The 18,184-nt window shown below is 41.3% G+C and carries 18 protein-coding genes; 10 read left to right on the top strand and 8 right to left on the bottom strand.

Annotation, left to right across the window (positions count from 1 at the left end; translation table 11 throughout):
- Positions 1–69: 69 nt before the first annotated feature.
- The 3 genes from ntcA to V7K53_RS33545 all read left to right on the top strand — a co-directional run bounded on the left by ntcA (position 70) and on the right by V7K53_RS33545 (position 3,006).
- Entirely contained in the window at positions 70–741 is a 672-nt protein-coding gene (gene ntcA / locus V7K53_RS33555; RefSeq protein WP_292854711.1) for a global nitrogen regulator NtcA, read from the top strand.
- 168 nt (positions 742–909) lie between these two features.
- The gene (locus V7K53_RS33550) at positions 910–2,400 is read left to right on the top strand and encodes a DUF3084 domain-containing protein (protein WP_335201749.1); all 1,491 of its coding nucleotides are present in this window, start codon (positions 910–912) and stop codon (positions 2,398–2,400) included.
- 150 nt (positions 2,401–2,550) lie between these two features.
- Complete coding sequence (locus tag V7K53_RS33545) at positions 2,551–3,006, top strand: Holliday junction resolvase RuvX (protein ID WP_094347375.1); 456 nt, start codon at positions 2,551–2,553, stop codon at positions 3,004–3,006.
- A gap of 61 nt (positions 3,007–3,067) precedes the next feature.
- On the opposite strand, the gene V7K53_RS33540 is transcribed toward V7K53_RS33545, so the two are convergent.
- Positions 3,068–3,331: a DUF3146 family protein gene (locus V7K53_RS33540; protein ID WP_118171445.1), complete on the bottom strand. Its 264-nt coding sequence runs from the start codon at positions 3,329–3,331 to the stop codon at positions 3,068–3,070.
- 902 nt (positions 3,332–4,233) lie between these two features.
- On the opposite strand from V7K53_RS33540, the gene V7K53_RS33535 reads away from it, so the two are divergent.
- The 6 genes from V7K53_RS33535 to V7K53_RS33510 all read left to right on the top strand — a co-directional run bounded on the left by V7K53_RS33535 (position 4,234) and on the right by V7K53_RS33510 (position 8,254).
- A complete protein-coding gene (locus V7K53_RS33535) occupies positions 4,234–4,434 on the top strand; it encodes a heavy-metal-associated domain-containing protein (protein ID WP_099104264.1) in 201 nt (66 codons plus the stop codon).
- A 403-nt stretch (positions 4,435–4,837) separates the two neighbouring features.
- Complete coding sequence (locus V7K53_RS33530; RefSeq protein ID WP_335201748.1) at positions 4,838–5,704, top strand: aldo/keto reductase; 867 nt, start codon at positions 4,838–4,840, stop codon at positions 5,702–5,704.
- Positions 5,705–5,817: 113 nt separating this feature from the next.
- On the top strand, positions 5,818–6,414 hold the full coding sequence (locus tag V7K53_RS33525) for a GNAT family N-acetyltransferase (protein WP_335201747.1): 597 nt from the start codon (positions 5,818–5,820) through the stop codon (positions 6,412–6,414).
- An 83-nt stretch (positions 6,415–6,497) separates the two neighbouring features.
- Positions 6,498–7,274: a class I SAM-dependent methyltransferase gene (locus V7K53_RS33520; protein WP_335201746.1), complete on the top strand. Its 777-nt coding sequence runs from the start codon at positions 6,498–6,500 to the stop codon at positions 7,272–7,274.
- A gap of 119 nt (positions 7,275–7,393) precedes the next feature.
- Complete coding sequence (locus V7K53_RS33515; protein ID WP_335201745.1) at positions 7,394–7,741, top strand: cupin domain-containing protein; 348 nt, start codon at positions 7,394–7,396, stop codon at positions 7,739–7,741.
- Positions 7,742–7,762: 21 nt separating this feature from the next.
- Entirely contained in the window at positions 7,763–8,254 is a 492-nt protein-coding gene (locus V7K53_RS33510) for a hypothetical protein (protein ID WP_335201743.1), read from the top strand.
- Positions 8,255–8,298: 44 nt separating this feature from the next.
- Here V7K53_RS33510 and V7K53_RS33505 read toward each other — a convergent pair whose 3' ends face one another.
- Both V7K53_RS33505 and V7K53_RS33500 read right to left on the bottom strand, forming a co-directional pair.
- On the bottom strand, positions 8,299–8,997 hold the full coding sequence (locus V7K53_RS33505) for a Crp/Fnr family transcriptional regulator (RefSeq protein WP_335201742.1): 699 nt from the start codon (positions 8,995–8,997) through the stop codon (positions 8,299–8,301).
- Positions 8,998–8,999: 2 nt separating this feature from the next.
- A complete protein-coding gene (locus tag V7K53_RS33500; RefSeq protein ID WP_335201741.1) occupies positions 9,000–10,403 on the bottom strand; it encodes an amidase in 1,404 nt (467 codons plus the stop codon).
- A gap of 208 nt (positions 10,404–10,611) precedes the next feature.
- On the opposite strand from V7K53_RS33500, the gene V7K53_RS33495 reads away from it, so the two are divergent.
- Complete coding sequence (locus V7K53_RS33495) at positions 10,612–12,075, top strand: hypothetical protein (protein WP_335201740.1); 1,464 nt, start codon at positions 10,612–10,614, stop codon at positions 12,073–12,075.
- Positions 12,076–12,213: 138 nt separating this feature from the next.
- Here V7K53_RS33495 and map read toward each other — a convergent pair whose 3' ends face one another.
- From map to V7K53_RS33470, 5 genes are all read right to left on the bottom strand, one after another.
- A complete protein-coding gene (gene map / locus V7K53_RS33490; protein WP_334903486.1) occupies positions 12,214–13,041 on the bottom strand; it encodes a type I methionyl aminopeptidase in 828 nt (275 codons plus the stop codon).
- 217 nt (positions 13,042–13,258) lie between these two features.
- Entirely contained in the window at positions 13,259–13,684 is a 426-nt protein-coding gene (locus V7K53_RS33485) for a plastocyanin/azurin family copper-binding protein (protein ID WP_335201829.1), read from the bottom strand.
- Positions 13,685–13,886: 202 nt separating this feature from the next.
- Complete coding sequence (locus tag V7K53_RS33480) at positions 13,887–16,823, bottom strand: M16 family metallopeptidase (protein ID WP_335201739.1); 2,937 nt, start codon at positions 16,821–16,823, stop codon at positions 13,887–13,889.
- Positions 16,824–16,965: 142 nt separating this feature from the next.
- Entirely contained in the window at positions 16,966–17,409 is a 444-nt protein-coding gene (locus tag V7K53_RS33475) for a VOC family protein (protein WP_335201738.1), read from the bottom strand.
- A gap of 71 nt (positions 17,410–17,480) precedes the next feature.
- The gene (locus V7K53_RS33470) at positions 17,481–17,990 is read right to left on the bottom strand and encodes a TIGR02652 family protein (RefSeq protein ID WP_442937507.1); all 510 of its coding nucleotides are present in this window, start codon (positions 17,988–17,990) and stop codon (positions 17,481–17,483) included.
- Between the last annotated feature and the right edge of the window lie 194 nt (positions 17,991–18,184).

Below are 18,184 nucleotides of genomic sequence, written 5' to 3'. Positions count from 1 at the left end.
TATTCATTTTTCGGGTGTATTCTTAGGTAATCAGTTTTTGTTTTTCCGGCATTGGGTAGGGGAAGGGAGATGATCGTGACACAAGATAAAGCCCTAGCAAATGTTTTTCGTCAGATGGCGACCGGGGCGTTTCCGCCAGTTGTGGAAACGTTTGAACGCAATAAAACGATCTTTTTTCCTGGCGATCCTGCCGAACGAGTTTATTTTCTTTTGAAAGGTGCTGTTAAACTTTCCAGGGTGTACGAGGCAGGAGAGGAAATAACGGTAGCGTTGCTGCGGGAAAATAGTGTTTTTGGTGTATTGTCATTGCTGACAGGAAATAAGTCGGATCGATTTTACCATGCGGTTGCATTTACTCCTGTGGAATTACTGTCGGCACCAATTGAACAGGTCGAGGTAGCACTCAAGGAAAATCCAGAATTATCAATGTTAATGCTGCGAGGTCTGTCTTCGCGAATTTTACAAACAGAGATGATGATTGAAACTCTCGCTCACCGAGATATGGGTTCTAGGTTGGTGAGTTTTTTGTTAATTCTTTGTCGGGATTTTGGCGTTCCTTGCGCAGATGGGATCACAATTGATTTGAAATTATCTCATCAAGCGATCGCAGAGGCAATTGGTTCAACTCGTGTTACCGTTACTAGGCTACTGGGAGATTTGCGTGAGAAAAAGATGATTTCCATCCACAAAAAGAAGATTACTGTGCATAAACCTGTTACCTTAAGTAGGCAGTTCACATAAAAACAATTGGAGAAAGGGGAATCGGCGCGTGTTCTATTTTGAAAAATGACACTAATAGCTAGAGGTAAATCTAAAATTGAATAATTTCAGCTATTGCCAATTTCCACTTCTTTCCAGACAATGCTTAAAAGTAGTAGGCTGTATCAGGAAGGATTTCGGTAGCTAAAGATGACCACCGGATACATCCTCATCGCAGCAATTTTGATTCTGGGAGGCGTAATTGCCACTGTGGGCGATCGCATCGGCACACGAGTTGGCAAAGCCCGCCTCTCACTTTTTAAGCTTCGTCCGAAAAACACCGCTGTACTAGTAACAATTTTTACTGGTGGTTTGATTTCAGCATCAACTCTAGGGATTTTATTCGCTGCCGACGAAGGCTTGCGAAAAGGAGTCTTTGAGTTAGAAGATATTCAAACAGACCTCAGACAGAAGCGGGAACAGTTAAAAACCGCAGAAACTCAGAAAAGTCAGGTAGAGGGTGAGCTAAACCAAGCAAGAATTGCCCAAGCAAAGGCACAACAAGACTTACAGGCAATTAATCAATCTTTGCAGGCGGCAAACGCCAAACAAAGGGAAACGCAAGCCCAGCTGAACCGCACCATTAGTCAACAAGCCCAAACCCAAACTCAACTCCAACGCACTCAAGGTCAGCTAGATCGGGTGGTAACTCAATACCAAAAAGCCATAGCTGAATTGCAAAGCGTTTACGACCAGAGAAAGGCACTACAGGCGGCAGTTGAACTACTGAAGACAGAACGCCAAAGACTTTACGCGGAAGCGAAAAAAGCCATTGACGAAGCCAAAACAGCAATTGAAAAACGCGATCGCGAACTTGCTAACCGTCAAGAAGCCATAGAAGCGCGCGATCAAAAAATTGCCCAACTGGATCAACTAATTCAAAAACGTAATGTAGAAGTTGCAGCACGAGAGCAAGTGATCGCCAAACGGGAATCGCGCCTGAAAGAATTGGAAGCACAACAGGAGGAACTAGAACAGGAAGTTGCCAGGCTGGAAAAATATTATCAGTCCTACCGCGACCTACGCTTGGGTAAGCTGGCCTTAGTTCGCGGTCAAGTTCTGTCCGCTGCTGTAATTCGTGTTACTCAACCTGCTGCTGCTCGTCAGGCAGTGGTACAACTGTTACAAGAAGCCAATCGCAACGCCAACCTCGAATTAAGCGAACCTGGTGCAAATCCGGCAAATTTAGAACTACTACGCGTCACCCAGGATAGGGTCGATCAATTAAGCAAGCAGATTGAGGATGGTAAAGAATACGTTGTGCGAATTTTCTCTGCTGGTAATTACGTCAGGGGAGAAAAGCAAATAGAATTTTTTGCGGATACAGCCCAGAATCAACTAGTTTTTTCGGGAGGCGCGGTGCTAGCCACGACTACTGCTGATTCCAAAACGATGACATCTTATCAGTTACAGCAGCGGCTAGAAATACTGATTTCTGCTTCCCAATTTCGTGCCCGTAATGCTGGAATTGTCGAAAATGTGCAAGTAGAGGGGACTTTTCTGCGCTTTGTCAGCCAACTAAGACAGTATAATCAACCGTTGGAGATCAAAGCGATCGCAGCAGACGATACTTATACAGCCGGGCCATTAAGAGTAAAATTAGTGGCAATAGTTAACGGAAAAATTATTTTTAGTACTTAAAAAATTATTTGCACGCTGTTATTAGTAAGATTTAAACATATTGAACAGCAGTCAAAATAGTTGCTGTAGCTGCATTTTTTATTTAGCACATACTATGCGTAGCAAGATCCCTGTAAGGGTAGATTTTTTATTTTTTATTTTTAATTAATTATGAATTTCCGTGAATTTTCAGCAACGCAACCAGTCATCTTGGGGTTCGATCCAGGTCGAGATAAGTGTGGTTTAGCGGTGATGGGACTGGATCGGCAACTCTATTATCATCAAGTCGTGTTAGCAAAAGAGGCGATCGCTACCATTGAGACACTGCGCCAAAGATTTCCAATCTCTTTGATGGTCATGGGCGACCAAACTACAGCCAAACAGTGGAGACAGAGACTATATCAAGAATTGACAGAACCGTTGAGTATTATTTTAGTGGATGAGCGCTACACAACCTTAGAAGCACGCGATCGCTATTGGCAAATGTTCCCACCCAAAGGGCTAATCAAGCTATTGCCACAGGGTCTCCGACAGCCTCCAAGACCCATAGATGACATTGTTGCCATCCTCTTAATCGAAAGATACTTAAATCGCCTCACGGAATCAACACTAAGCAGTCAGGAGTGAGGACTTAGATCGTTACTCCTAACTCCTGTACAGAAGCGATTAATCGCGTCTCTCCTAACTTTTAAAGTTCCGCCCGAATCGTAAAAGCATAGTCTCCTCCAGGCTCTAGCTGATAATCTTGTTGCTCCAAAAATCGACCGAGGGGTTCTTTAATTAAGGCGCGGCCTTGGGAAGGCTTGACGGCAAGTTCTCCCCGGCGAAAATGCCACTGGAAATGCCACTCAAACTCACCCGCATTCACTTCGCCTTCTAGGAAGCCGTGTTGCCAGGATTGGCGGGTAATTCTGACATGGGCAATGGTTTCTGGCAGACGTTTTGCACTCACAATGCTTTATGTCAAGTGTGGAATAACAGCCGATGATGTAGGCTACTTATTTTATTTACCAAACATATCTCAATTAGACAAACTGACAAAGTGGGTATTTGTAGTTGACTAGGTTGTGTTTATGAGTAAGATGACTTCAGCATCCTGAAATTGCGCATCACCTATAGCTTAAGCAAGCTACGCGTAGCGTCTTATAGAGAAGCGTTAGCGAGTTTTACTTTGAGGGTCATAAGTTCGTCATAGAGATTGGCAAATAAATCAAACGATAAATGCTAATTTTTCGTTGCTTCAAGCGATCGCACTTTAACTAATGGCACATTTCAGCAATCGTTCCCATTGGCAATGTGAAGCAGTCTCTATCGTCAATACCCAAATTAGCAGCATCCAACACTTTTATCAGAATTGTGTCACTGAAAGTTTTTGTTGCGAAGCCCACAGTATATTTATGCCGCAAGATAGCTGTTTTTTGAATCTATATGTACTCCAAACCTTGGCGGAAGTACCTGAAGCATACAATAAATTAAAAACTACAGATAAAAAGGTTTCGTGAATTACGCATAAACGCTTGTACGATTGGGCAGTACTACAAAAACAACTATGTCGAACACCAACGACTAGGAAAACAGGGGAAATGTCTAGTGGAGCCTTCAGAAGAAACTAAACAAGCGGCTTTTTATAAGTTAGTAGTACTAAGTGCATTTTCATAAATAACTTTATATATTTTGGTATTTTATTTTGACTTTACTACCTCAAAGTTTGTCAATAATGATTTAGATATAACTCTGAGTTACTACTATTTATGTGATGACAAATTCCCTAACTCAAGTAAGATGTGCGCTCACTCTTAAAATCGATATTATATTTTTTAAATGTAAATTTAAGTTTACGTAATGAGGTAAGTAATGGCAATTCAATTGAAAGTTCCAGATATTAAAGGTGATGAGTGCGCCAAAAAAATAACTAAATCTATTCTGACTATGGAATCTGATGCCAAAGTAGATGTAAATGTTGATACTAAAACTGTAACTGTAGATGCTGCGGCTTCTGAAGAGTCAATTAAACAGATGGTTCAATCTGCTGGTTATACTATAGAGGGCTATTAATTTATTTTCTCTAAATTTTCTAATAAATTTAGAGAAAATAAATTAGCCAGCAAAATTACTTCATGATATTTACGTCCGTTTTCAGGGCGTAAATATTAATAAGTATTCTAGTCGATCGCAACTATTCCTCCTTTGACATCATGGCAAACACCAATAATAATTAAATTCACCAAGACCACAATCAAATATAACTTTCATAAAATTAAATTTTAAATCTCATTTAATCATCCTTATTAACTAAAAGTTCGAGTAAATCGCCGTTTATCTGGCAAATAATGTGATATTCTCACACCTAGCAAGAAGGAAAATTACATTCACTTATCCTCAAGTCTAAGTACTAGGGAGGATTTCTAATAAATAACTAACTGATAGATAATTGGGGCAGAAAGTTATAGCTAAAAGCATGGAAACCAAACAGCTAGGAAAAACTGGTATTTTTGTAAGTGCGATTGGTTTGGGTGGTATGCCCATGTCAATTGCTAATCGTCCTTCTGAATCGGAATCAATCCAAGTTATTCATCGTGCCTTGGATTTGGGTATTACATTTATTGACACTGCCGATTCTTACTGCAAAGATGAGTCCGATAAGCACCACAATGAGCAGCTAATTCACAAGGCACTTAGTAGTTACAAAGGCGATGTTAGCCAAGTGATTGTAGCCACTAAGGGCGGGTTGATGCGTCCCGATGGTAACTGGACAAGCAACGGCAATCCAGAACATTTGCGCCAAACAATTCGCGAGAGTTTTGAGGCGTTGGGTGGTGCTAAACCCATTGATGTATGGCAGTACCATTCTCCCGATACTAATTACACCATTGAAGAATCCCTTGCGCCAGTTAAAGAAGCAGTAGAGGCTGGTTTAATTCGGTTTGTGGGAGTTTCTAACTTTTCCGTTGAACAAATTAAACGGGCGCGGGATGTGATGGATATTGTCTCGGTGCAGAATCAATACAGCCCTTGGCAACGACAGCCAGAAAATGACGGCGTATTAAAATATTGCGAACAGCAAGGTTTGACCTTTTTACCTTGGAGTCCCTTTGGTGGTAGGCGTCGCCATCAGGGCTTGCAAGATATTCCTGCGATCGCTAAATTAGCTAAAGAAAAAGGCGTGTCGGTATATAATATCGTTTTGGCGTGGTTGCGTTCCAAATCGCCTGCTATTTTGCCAATTCCTGGAGCTAGCAAGGTTTCCAGCATTGAAGACTCAACACGTGCTATCAACGTGAAACTATCTGACGAAGAAGTGCAAAAAATTGATCGGGCAACTTAATTATTCGGCGTTGCTAATTCAATGTATGAATCTGGTTATAAAGATGTTGCAATGTAACGTTTTTACAAGAATCTTGAAATCACGCAAAATCATTTTCATCCTTGAATTTAGCAATGCCAATTATTCTACTGGCTAACGTAGATGTGGTAGAACTTGCCTATAAAGAACAAATGATATTAGAAACACACCGCTTGCTAATGCGTGATTTTTTAGAGACAGACTGGCAGGCGGTTTTTACCTATCAATCCGATCCTTTGTACTTGCGTTATAACTACTGGACACAACGCACACAGAAAGATGTTTGCGAGTTTATCCAGATGTTTATCGATCAGCAAAAAGAGCAACCTCGGACTAAGTTTCAGTTAGCTGTTGTCCTCAAAGAAGAAAATCGGCTGATTGGCAATTGTGGTATCCGTGTAAACGATCTGGAAATGCGAGAAGCAAATATCGGCTATGAACTAAATACTCAATATTGGGGACAAGGTTATGCAACAGAAGCAGCACAGGAAATTTTAAAGTTCGGCTTTGAAGAATTGAGAATGCATCGTATCTGGTCTTGGTGTATTTCAGAGAATGTTGCTTCTATAAAGGTATTAGAAAAAATTGGTATGCGTCGTGAAGGTCATCTGCGAGAAAAAGAGTTAATCAAAGGCAGATGGTACGACAACTTTCTTTACGCTATCCTTGACCACGAATGGAAAGCAAAGTAATACTGCTTCTATGAGCTACCTCAGAGACAATATCATAAATTACTGAGAAATTGAGGGTAAGACAAGTTCAGAGGGTCAAAGACATGACCAACACTATCCTCAATTTCCAAACAGCTACCGGACACGAAGTATTAGCAGCAGCAGGTAAAAAATATCTCCGTCCTGGTGGACGAATAGCCACCGAAAAATTATTTCAGTGGGCAAACTTTCAGCCTGGAGAGACAGTTTTAGAGCTAGGTTCTAGCTTTGGTTATAGTGCGATCGCTTTAGCAAAAAAGTACCATGTCAAAGTAGTAGGCATTGAAAAAAATTCTGATAGTGTAGCTCGTGCGCGTGCTAATATCTGCGCTGCTGGGTTAAAAAATCAAGTTGAAATTATTGAAGGTAATATTTTCAACCTAGAGGCAATCCCAGGAAAGTTTGATTATATATTGGCAGAAGCTATTCTCACAATGCAATCTCCATCGGTAAAAGCCAAGATTTTAGCTGAAATTCATAATCGACTCAAACCTGGAGGTAAATTTCTCTCCCATGAACTGCTAGCCACTAATAAAGAAGAACAAATTCGGGTTGACTTAGCACGAGTAATTCGAGTTAATTCTACGCCACTATCAGAATCCAACTGGATTACGGCTTTTGCAACAGCAGGATTGCAAGTAGAGAAATGCCAAACTGACTCAATGAATTTATTGAATTTAGGACGGATATTTCAAGATGAAGGTTTTCTCAACACAACTCGAATTTTGTGGAATATCTTAACGCAGAGAGATATTCGCAAGCGGGTTTTAGAAATTCACCAAGTTTTTCATAAATACCAACACGAATTAGGCTACATCATTTTGTGTGCTGTTGCCCAGTAACATACAGCAAAATTCAGAATGAGCTACGCCCCGCTGCGCTAACAGCAGTAAAACATGCTTTATATCTGGGTAACAAACTTAGCTTGTGTCTTCTTTACGATTCATCATCCCAAAATACTATGACCAATTCAATTGCAACTACTCCATCTTTTATTATTCAACTACGAGAACAAATTGAATATCCCAGTGCGGGAGTTTTCAGCAAAGTACTGCTGAAAGATAGCGCTTGTCAATACACTTTATTTTGCCTAGCAGCCAACACTGATATTTCTGAGCATACCTCTATTCGGAATGCCACCATCAACGTAATTGAAGGCAGAGGTCTACTCACTTTATCTGGAGAAGATATTGTACTTGAACCTGGTGTTTTCGTGTTGTTGCTTGCTAATGCACTTCATGCCTTAAAAGCTGAAGAAAACCTGACATTTATGCTCACCCTTTCTGAGAAAGTCACAGATAAAAATTAGTTAATTTTGGAGTCCAAAAAAATGAAATCGCTACTTTTAACTTTTGCTCAAAATTTAAATTTTTCTGAAACTCAGTTGGAAGAAATACTATCACAACCTTTAACTGAAGTTCTCAATTCGCCTGGATTACAACAAGCATTAAACAGCTTAGATACCAATTTGCTTAAGGAAACCTTACCCATAGCAGGAGGAGTTTTAGCTAAGGAATTACCACCTTTTTATAACTGGCTAAAAAATGAGTTGGGAGTAAAACGGGTTCCTGATAGTCCCGATCACACAACAACATGGGTAATTGGTTTTCTCCATAATCAAGAAAATCTAACTCATTTAGTTGAGTTGCACCGTCCAGTACCTCGTCTGGCTTTAGAAGCTTCTGTTCCCCGCTTGGTAGGACTGTTTGAAGGTGTTAAAGACGCGCAAGTTCGGCAAGAATGGCAAAAAGCGATCGCGGCTCTATGTTTAGTTTTAGTTGTCGCTGCACGCGAACAAGATAGAGCAGCTGTAGCAGCCTGAATTCCTGTCCCCCGCGTGTAGTGGCGCACAGATGTGCGCCACTACTAATCTATATCTCCAGAAGCGATCGCATCTAATTTATCAACATCAAGGATCGTAATCGTCCCACCCCGGTGATAAGCAATTACTGGTTTGAGACTTTTAATTAATCGCACGCATTCTTCGTAAGTAATGCCGCTACTTCGAGCCATCCGATAATAAGATAATTTGACTTTTAAACGTTCGCCTTGTGGACTAGATTCAGTTCCCGATTCAGCAGCAAAATATTGAATCAATCTCGCAAGGCGAACAATAGCCCTTTCAGAAACTAATCCGTGGACTGTTTCATGTAATTGCTGAATCCGACTGTTAAAAACCATCAGCATTCGTAAGGCGATTTCAGGATTTTTGCCAATAGCTGTTAATAAAGCATCTCGCTCTACAGTGAGGATTTCACAATTAGATTCAGCAGTGACAGTTGCCGGAGAAATTCCATTTCCCAACAAAGCAGGAGCCGCAAAAATTTCCCCAGCAGCTAAGGCACGGAGAATTGTTTCTTTCCCCGTTGTTGCTGTTTTGGTAACTTGAATCGATCCACTGACAACAGCATAGAGTTTTGCTGGTAAGCGATCGCGTTCATGGAGAATAATCTCTCCTTGGCGATAGTATTGCACCTGAGTGTAAGGCTGCAAACCGATCTTCTCTGCCGTTTTTAAACCTGCAAACACGATAATTTGCGAAAGTTGTTCCAAGGATGCCTGCATGATTAGCCCGATATTGCAAAGGCTGGACGATGATGAATCCAAGGATTAGCCGCTTCTAATTGTGCTGCTAGGCTGATGATTGTGGCTTCAGCGGCAGGTTTACCAATTAGCTGCACGCTGATGGGTAAACCCTTACTATCAAAGCCGACAGGAATTGCGATCGCAGGTTGGCCAGTTGCATTCGCAGGTGGACAAGGGGCAACCCACTCAATAATATTTTGGAATGTCTCTTCTGCACTCAGCGCAGCCCATTCCCCAACGCGGATAGGTGAATGTAGATAAACTGGCAATACCAGCACATCCACGGTATCGAAAAACGCCACAATTTGCCGTGCCACTACCTGCATTTGGGAAACTGCTTGTAGGTATTCTCCAACGGAACCTGTGCGTGCAAATAGCCAGCGATTCAATGGCTGCAAAGCTTCAGCAGGAAGTCCCGACGCGGCTACCCCAGCTTGCCAAACGATTTGAAATGGTTCAACTAAACCACTAAAATCTGGGGATTTTTGTTCAACGTGGTGGCCGAGTTGTTCTAATAACTGGACTGTTTGGCGGACACCTTGCTGACAGTTAGCGTCAGCTTCTCCCAAAGGAGAAATACTAGTGTCAAAGGCAATTCGCAAAGCACCAAGTTTTGTCTGAGTGGCGGCGAGAAATGAAGGTTCGGGATCTGGCAACCAGTAAGGATCGCCTGTCATGTAACCAGAGATGGCATCCAAAAGGGCAGCAGCATCAGCAACAGTCCGGGCGATCGGCCCGTTGACGGCAATTCCAGCGAGGCGTTCGCCTACGGGTGCTTTACTCACCCTACCCCTAGATGGCTTGATTCCCACCAAACCACAACAAGCCGCAGGCCCCCGAATCGAACCACCGCCATCAGAACCTTGAGCGATCGCACATAATCCCGCCGCTACCGCTGCCGCCGCGCCACCACTGGAACCGCCAGGGGTGTATTCTAAATTCCACGGATTTCTCGCTGGGGGAAAACCCATAGGTTCGCTGTAAGGGAATGAACCTAATTCGGAAGTGGCTGTTTTACCAAGAATAGTAAATCCAGCTTGCTTAATTCTCGTTACAACCCCATCGTCATAGTTAGGGATATTGTTTAGTAATGCCGGATTGCCATAAGTACAGGTAACACCTGCTACAGCATTGAGGTCTTTAATGCAAATCGGCACGCCAAAAAATGGCGGTAGTTCTGAGGTAGTTGTTAATAATTCTGTTTTGGCTTTGGCATCTGCGATCGCTAATTCTGCCGTCACCGTAAAATAACTTCCTAATTGAGGATTTAATTGCCCAATCCTTTCTAAATATATTTCTACCAACTCTAGCGGTGATATTTCTCGGCGACGAATTAATTGCGCCAACTCTAGTGCTGGGGTAAATGCTAAATCAACTTCATTCATAGGTTAGTGAATGGGTAATTTTGTCTATCTCTGGGATTTTTAAACTGAAATTGTTACTTTAGCAGGATTTCCGGGAACTATAAATTTTATAGCTCCTAAGACTTGTGACTCATTTAGGATGCTCAGATGCAATAGGCGTGGTTGTATTCTTACTCAAGCCATTTTAATTGTTCCGCATAAACTTTCGACAAATCCCCAAGGGGTATTTATGGCTAACCTAGAAATACTTGTTAGTGAATTGCCAATACTAATTCAGAATTTAAAACTGACTATTGGCGATTCTAATCAAATCATGGAACAAATTATCCTAATCAATAATTCTCAGGAACAGCTACGGAATATTAAAAAATTAATCACTCAAGAATTGAGATTCGATCGGATCGATAATTCTGCGATCGCTACACTTCCTCGATTGAGCGCAGCAGCTACTTTATTTATACCTAATTTGGGATTAGTAGATCCAGCGATCGCAGAAAAGTTTGGAAACTCAGAAACTAAAATTTCATTGACTGATTTACAATCAAAAATTGATGATTGGATTGAATGGGGTTATTTTTTGCAAGCAATTGCTACTGATATCCTTAGCGATCTTCAATTAGTCAATCAACTAAATTCTGATATTATTAATTTAGGTATATCAAATGAACTTCAAATCTTGAATGACAGCTTACAACTTGACTTAGCCTTGGCTAAATCTAATGTTTTAAAAAATCAAATTGAAAAAATTAGCGATTCTCAAAAACAACTATTACAGTTACAACAAAAATTAAATTATATTTTTGATACTATTAAAAATAGTCGAAGCTTATTAAATATTTTATTAGGTGTATCAGCTTTTTATGGTAAATCTGGTTTCGCTTTAGAGTGGTTAGATGATGACCACGAATTAATTATATCGAGTGAGGGAAAATTTCAAGAATTGACAAATCTTCTCAATGATTGTGATTCTTTTCAAGAGCAAATTGCTGCTTTAATTATTCAGGCTAATACTTTCACTCACCAGGGAGAACAAGCCCTGAAAAAGATTGAACAGGAAAGTAGTAGCCAGGAAGTAGGAATAGTACCAAAGTTTTCAACACCAAAAATAATACGTTCAGCTTTGATTATCGCTTCAAGTTTATTAATCTTAACTTTTGCTGGTTTGAAAATTAGAGAGCAAAATCTAAGTTTAACTCAAAAAACAAGTGCGTTCGTCGCAGACGATAGCTCCGCGATCGCCAACTTTAAATCTGCTCAAAAACTTGGTATGGAGGCTGCTTCTTTAGTTCAAAAGCCACCGCATCCTCTAAAACTCTGGCAACAAGCAGAAACTAAATGGTATCAGGCAATAATATTATTAGATAAAATTCCTGCTAAAACATCAGTTTATAACCGTGCAAAGAAGAAATTAGCTTACTATCAAGTTAACTATAAATTTATCAGTAAAAGAGTGCTAATTGAAAAGAAAGCTGTAGCAAACTTAGAATCAGCACACAAGCTAGCAACCGAAGCTAATTTATTTGTTCAAAATTCACCACATTCACAACTAAGTCGTCAGCAAGCACAAGATAAATGGCAGCAAGCAATTAATTTATTAGAAGCTATTCCAGAGAGTACGTCTGTCTCTGTACAAGCTAAAGAGATGCTTTCTATTTATAAAACAAATTATGCGGCGACTAATCGGCAGTCCTAAATCATTTGTGAAAAGTTAGATTGGATTACTATATAGCAGTTATTGAATATTTTACAAATTGCGTTAAAAAAGTAAAGAGGTAAATCGCCATCTTTCAACGTTTTACCTCTCTCAACAACAGATAATTACAACTAACAATTACACCTTAGAACGGTCAGTCAAAATCTCATAACCAGTCTCTGTCACCAAAACTGTATGCTCAAACTGAGCCGATAAAGAATTATCCATTGTGACTGCTGTCCAACGGTCAGATAATGTCCGAGTGTGTCTGGAACCTGCATTTAAAATTGGCTCAATTGCTAGTGTCATCCCCGCCCGGAGTTTAACATTTGGCATCTCACGAGTACGATAGTTGAATACTGAAGGTTCTTCATGCAGGTTACGACCGACACCGTGTCCAGTAAACTCTTCAACTATACTAAAGCCGTTAGATTTCACATGGTCTTCAATTGCTCCAGCTAAGTCAAGGAGGTATACACCAGCCTTTACTTGCTCAATGCCTTTATATAAAGCTTCTTCTGCTACGCGAATTAATTTAGCGGCTTCTTCTGTCACTTCACCGACAGCAATTGAAATGCAAGAATCACCATGAAAGCCTTGGAAATAAGCGCCTGTATCTACTTTTAATACATCCCCAACGCGAATCACTTTCTTGGGGCTAGGAATTCCATGTACTGCTTCATTATTAATGCTGGAGCAAATAGAACCCGGAAAACCGTGATATCCTTTAAAACTTGGTGTTGCACCCATTTCGCGGATACGCTTTTCTGCATAAGCATCCAAATCAGCTGTTGTCATTCCTGGCTTTACTAGCTCGGAAATTTCTTTTAAGACAGTTGCGACAATTGCCGATGATTGCCGCATGATTTCAATTTCACGTGGCGATTTAATTTCAATTCCTCGGCGCTGTTTTTTTGCTGGTGCAGGCTGAGTCGCTTGAGAAAGTAAGTTACTGAAAATGTTCATGGGAGATTAATAATTACTGGTGGCTTTGACGCTGAAGTATGAATGCTTTCTCTAGATTAATTGAGAAATAATATCTATAATTTAACACTATGGGAGTTAGTACAGTTTGGTCTAAAATTGTGATGAATTGAGGATTGAAATTTAAACGTAGAAGGAGGCAAAGTTACACAGAGAATTTAATTACCTTAATTAAATGTTGTATTCATCTCAATTATTTTTAATTTTTGATAGCAATCTCTCCAGTCATACCTGCTTCTGTATGTCCCGGTATTGTACAACGTAAACCATAAGTGCCAGATTTTAGGGGTATAAATACCCATTCGGCTTCAGCACCGGGCTTGAGTTCCAGTTCGTGAATGGCTCCTTTGATTTCTACTTTGCCTGCTTCAACTTTTTGTGTCCAGATGCCATCGGCAAAATCTTTAGCGGTAAAATAGTGCTTCAGTTGGCTGGGATTATTAAGCCGTAATTGATAGCGTTTACCAACCTCAAATTCCAAATGATTTGGCTCAAACTTGAGTTCGTTAGCTGAATTACCTAAGCTAACTGGAATTTCTGTAACTGGTTGCTTGAGCAAATCGCCAGACAAATTCGCCGCCATTACTGGAGTAGCAGCGATGAAATTTAGAGCGAAGAGTAACATTAATATCACGTAGTTGCGCCGTAATATTTGTACCCAAGTAGGAATTGTGAAACTAAGGGATTTAATTACAATTTCGTAAAAACAGTTATAAATTTTCATCACTAATTCTCAAAAGGCAATGCTGATGAGCAGGAAGAATGAATAGGTAGCGGAGAAAAACACTTTACCTATTCTTTATATTATCCATGCCCAGTGCCTATCTCTACCTAATACTTTTCCCTGCTAACACAGATGGTCCAGCAGTAACGACTACGATTTGATCTGCGTGAAGTAACTCACGAGCCGCTTGATTAACTTGGTCAAGAGTGACTTTCTGGATTTTATCAGTGAAGGAGTGCAATTCTACTTTATCTAGTCCATAGACCTCATTCATCAGAATTCTATCTGTTAATTCCTCTGGGTTTGCCAGAGAAACGTTGTAGTTGCTGATGAGGGTGCGTTTAGCTGTTTCTACTTCCAGCGCCGTGACACCTTGTTGATGAATTTGCTGTAGCATCTGGCGGGTACTAGCGATCGCTTTACTGCTATCTTCAGGACTAGTCTGCATCTCAATCAAAAATGTCCCTACATTCTTCCCAGCTTGGAAGGAGCTATAAATTCCATAGCTCAAACCTTGGCGATCGCGGACTTCTGCACCTAGTCTACTAGATAAAGTATCGCCTCCCAAAATCTGGTTCAATACTAAAGCTGCATGAAATCGAGGATCGTAACGGTTAATGCCTGTGTAACCCATATAAGTTACAGCTTGGGCTTTATCTGGTAAAACTGGGTTGACACTGATGATTTTCTGTGGCATTGCCACTGGAGGATATTTTAACGTGGGTGCTTTTCCGCTAACTTCCCAGTCTCCAAACTTATTTTTAATCAGCGATCGCACTTTGTCTAGATCGAAATCTCCTACCAGCGCTAGTACTGTTGTATCTGGGCGATAATGTTTAGCTTTGAAATCAATCACATCCTGGCGCTGAATCTGCTGTAAACTCTCCTCTGTGGGAAAAGTATGTAAGGGGTGTTTTTTCGGATAAATTGACTGAACAAATACTCTTCTGGCTACTTCTGATGGCTCATCTAATTCCTGTTGCAAATCAGTTAAAGTTTGTTGGCGATGCAGTTCTAACTCTTTGCTGGGAAAGCTACTATTTTTCACAACATCTGCCAATATCTCCAGGAGTATCGGCAAATCATCTGCTAAACTATCACCTTCGATATGCACGCCTTCGCGGTAGGTTTGAAAGTCTAGACTTGCCCCTCGTTCTCCTAAGATTTTAGCAATAGTTAAAACATCCTTGCTCTTAGTACCATTTAGCAAATTATCTGCCACAAAAGCAGCTAATCCAGCTTTGTTTTCTGGATCGAATTCCGTCCCAGCTTGAATATAACCGCTCAAGGTGACGGTGGGAGTACTGCGATCGGGTAAGAGTAATATCCGCAATCCGTTAGTCAATTTAAATTCCTGGGGTAAGACTTGGGCAATCGCATCTGTAGCCAAATCCACAGGTGGTAAGTATTTCATCATCTCAGAAGGAAGCACAGGTGCGCCAGGAGAGAAATTTTCTGTAGTTTGGGCTGAGTGTGGTTTGTCAGCAACTTCTGTTATCCGCTTCTGGGTTGGTTCAAAAAATCCTACTGTCCGCGCTTCTTTTGTCAAGTATCTGTTAATCACAGCAACAACATCCGTCGGCTTCACCAGACTAACAGCTGCCAAATAGCGGTCTGTGTAGCGATAATCACCAACAGTTGTCTCATCAGTCCCCAATCGCATTGCTTGAGAGGTGATATCACGGTTACTCAAAATTACATCTGCTGTTAATTGAGTTTTAGCTCGTTCTACTTCCTCAGATGTCACACCTTTTTCTGCTACATTAGCGATCGCACTATTCAACATTGAGTCAATTTTTTTCAAATCTTGTTTAGCTCCAGCCGTCACCAACACCTCATACCAGCCAGATTCTCGCAAACTGGTGACGGATGCTGTAACTTCACTAGCTAAACCTGATTCCAGCAATGCCTGATAAAGTCTAGAATTTCGTCCCTCTGTCAAGATGTAATCCATCACATCCAATGCCGGGACATCCGGTTGGTTTGCATCCGGTAGCGGATACACCGCCTGTAATAGCCTCCCTGCTCCCGGTTCTCGCAATACTATGGGAGTGCTGAGTGCTGTTAGCGGTAGCGGGGCGTTTAGCCCGTGTTGAGTGCTGTTAGCGGTAGCGGAACGTTTAGCCCGTGTTGAGTACTGAGTGTTGAGTGATGGAGAAATAACTCCTGCCTCCTGCCTCCTGCCTTCTGCCTCCTGCCTTCTGCCTCCTGCCTCCTGCCTGGGTAATTTACCAAACACCTCTTCAATTGTTTCAAGAGCATTTGCAGTTTGAAAATCTCCAACAATCACCAAGACAGCATTATCAGGACTGTAAAAATTGCGGTAATATTTTTCTACCTGCTCAACTTCAAATTTCTCGACATCAGCTTTAGTGCCACCTACAGGCAACCCATAAGCATGATTGGGAAACACCGCTTTCATGACAGCGCGGTTGAGGCGATATTCTGGACTATTTTCGTAACCCTGCAACTCCGAAATTACTACCCGCTTTTCACTGGCTAATTGCTCCGGCTCAATCTGGGAATTTCGCATTCTGTCTGCTTCTAGCACCAACAGCGCCTTCAGCTTGTTTCGTTCCACAGTACCGTAATATGCAGTTTGGTCATAGCTGGTAAAAGCATTGGAATCACTACCTAAAGCACTAAACAAACGTCCAAATTGAATTGGACGGTTTTTTGTACCCTTAAACATCATGTGTTCCAATTGGTGGGCAATGCCATTCACACCTGGTTCTTCATTGCGCGAGCCAACCTTGTACCACACCTGCACCGTCACCACTGGCGCAGTATGCACTTCCTTTGTCAGGACAGTTAGACCATTCTCCAGCACTGTCTTGCGGACATTTTCTGTCAGTGTTGAGGGCATTATTCTTTTTGCTAGCAAGGTTGACTGATATTTGTCTTTGTTAGATATAACAGGATGTTGGCTATGAGCAGGTCGATCGCTCAACAAAAAAACAGCTACTAGCCATAAACTTAAAAGTAATAACGGCAAGGGATATTTATAAAATTTAGAATAAAATTTGGAAAATCCATACATGTATTTAGCAGATTTATCTGTAAATTAAGTTACATAGTTATTTTGGAGAGTGACTACACTTTAATCTGGCGAAAAAATCTGTGACTTCAGTAACAATACAGAAAAACAATATATTAGCAACAAAGCTAATAAAAAAGCTAAATTACGGGAGTTTTGCTAAAACCCGAATGAATTCCAGAGGTAAGCCATCAGTATCGGCGATAAAAGCTACTTCGTAAATGCGATCGCCTATTTGCTGTTGTGTCGGTTCTAAAAGCACCTTCAACGGTTCTAATCCTTCGGGTTGACTCTCAGCAGCTAGCGATACACGTTCTTGTAAACTTGTCAACCAGCTAGGTAAATCTGGTGTAATCTCAGTTAAATCGAACGAGAGATGATAATATCCCACATAATGTTCATCAGCAAAAGCATCTGGGGCTGGTTTTGGTTCGGGAATTTGGATCAGTTCAATTCTGCCGCCCAATCCTTCCATCCAGCAAGCTAGCGTGTAGCCTGTGGTAAAGCGTTCTGAGATTGTAAACCCTAAAAGTTCGTAGAAAGCGATCGCGCGATGAATATTCGCAGTCCGAATAGAGGCGTGGTGCATATTAATCCTTAGTCCTTAGTCATTTGTCCTTTGTTATTCACTAATGACAAATGACTAATGACAAATGACCATTACTCAAACAACCTGAAATAAGGGTAGCGTACAGGGACACCAGGCTCTTTTTCCAAGTCAAAATTAATCACTTCCCAACAGTCATCTTCTGAAGTATCGGGGCTAAACTCCACGGGTAAACCGTACAAACGCGCAGCAGTAGCTTCAGGTTGTCCAGAACGCCAAGGCGTGCTGCGTTCTAAGTAGCCACTCATCAATTCCTGATAGCGTCGAGCAATAATTACTCGTGTTGCTCGAAAACCTTGGGTATAGAGCTTGTCTAATGCTTCGTGAATTTCAAAGCGAATACCATCAGGATGAGTATGTTGTCTATACCATTCATTATTCCACCTCCGCCAATGACGCCCCGATTGCAAATGGATTAACTCTCCATTTTTAGGATTAGCTTCAAATGCGCCATGACGCGGACACAAATAGGTATCTGTTAGTGTCAACGCCGGAATAGTCTGGCGACAATGGGGACACTGTATTTCCGGCCCAAACATCGGGTACTGCAAACCTGGATTCATCATGAAGTGCGTACAAACATAGTTTTGTCTTCACCAGCACTAGTGGGTTGGATTATACACTTCGGCTCAACCACTTTGAGTTACTTGCTCACTGCTGCATAGACACGGTGTTGCGGCAGGAACATTGTTCACTAGTGTTTTCCTCAGCGTAGAGGCTTGACGCTGTGATATCCTGGTTGTGCAACCAGCCTCAA

Source organism: Nostoc sp. (assembly GCF_036917355.1).
Taxonomy (GTDB): domain Bacteria; phylum Cyanobacteriota; class Cyanobacteriia; order Cyanobacteriales; family Nostocaceae; genus Nostoc.
The sequence above is the reverse complement of the archived record's forward strand: the minus strand, read 5'-3'. Positions and strand labels throughout refer to the sequence as shown.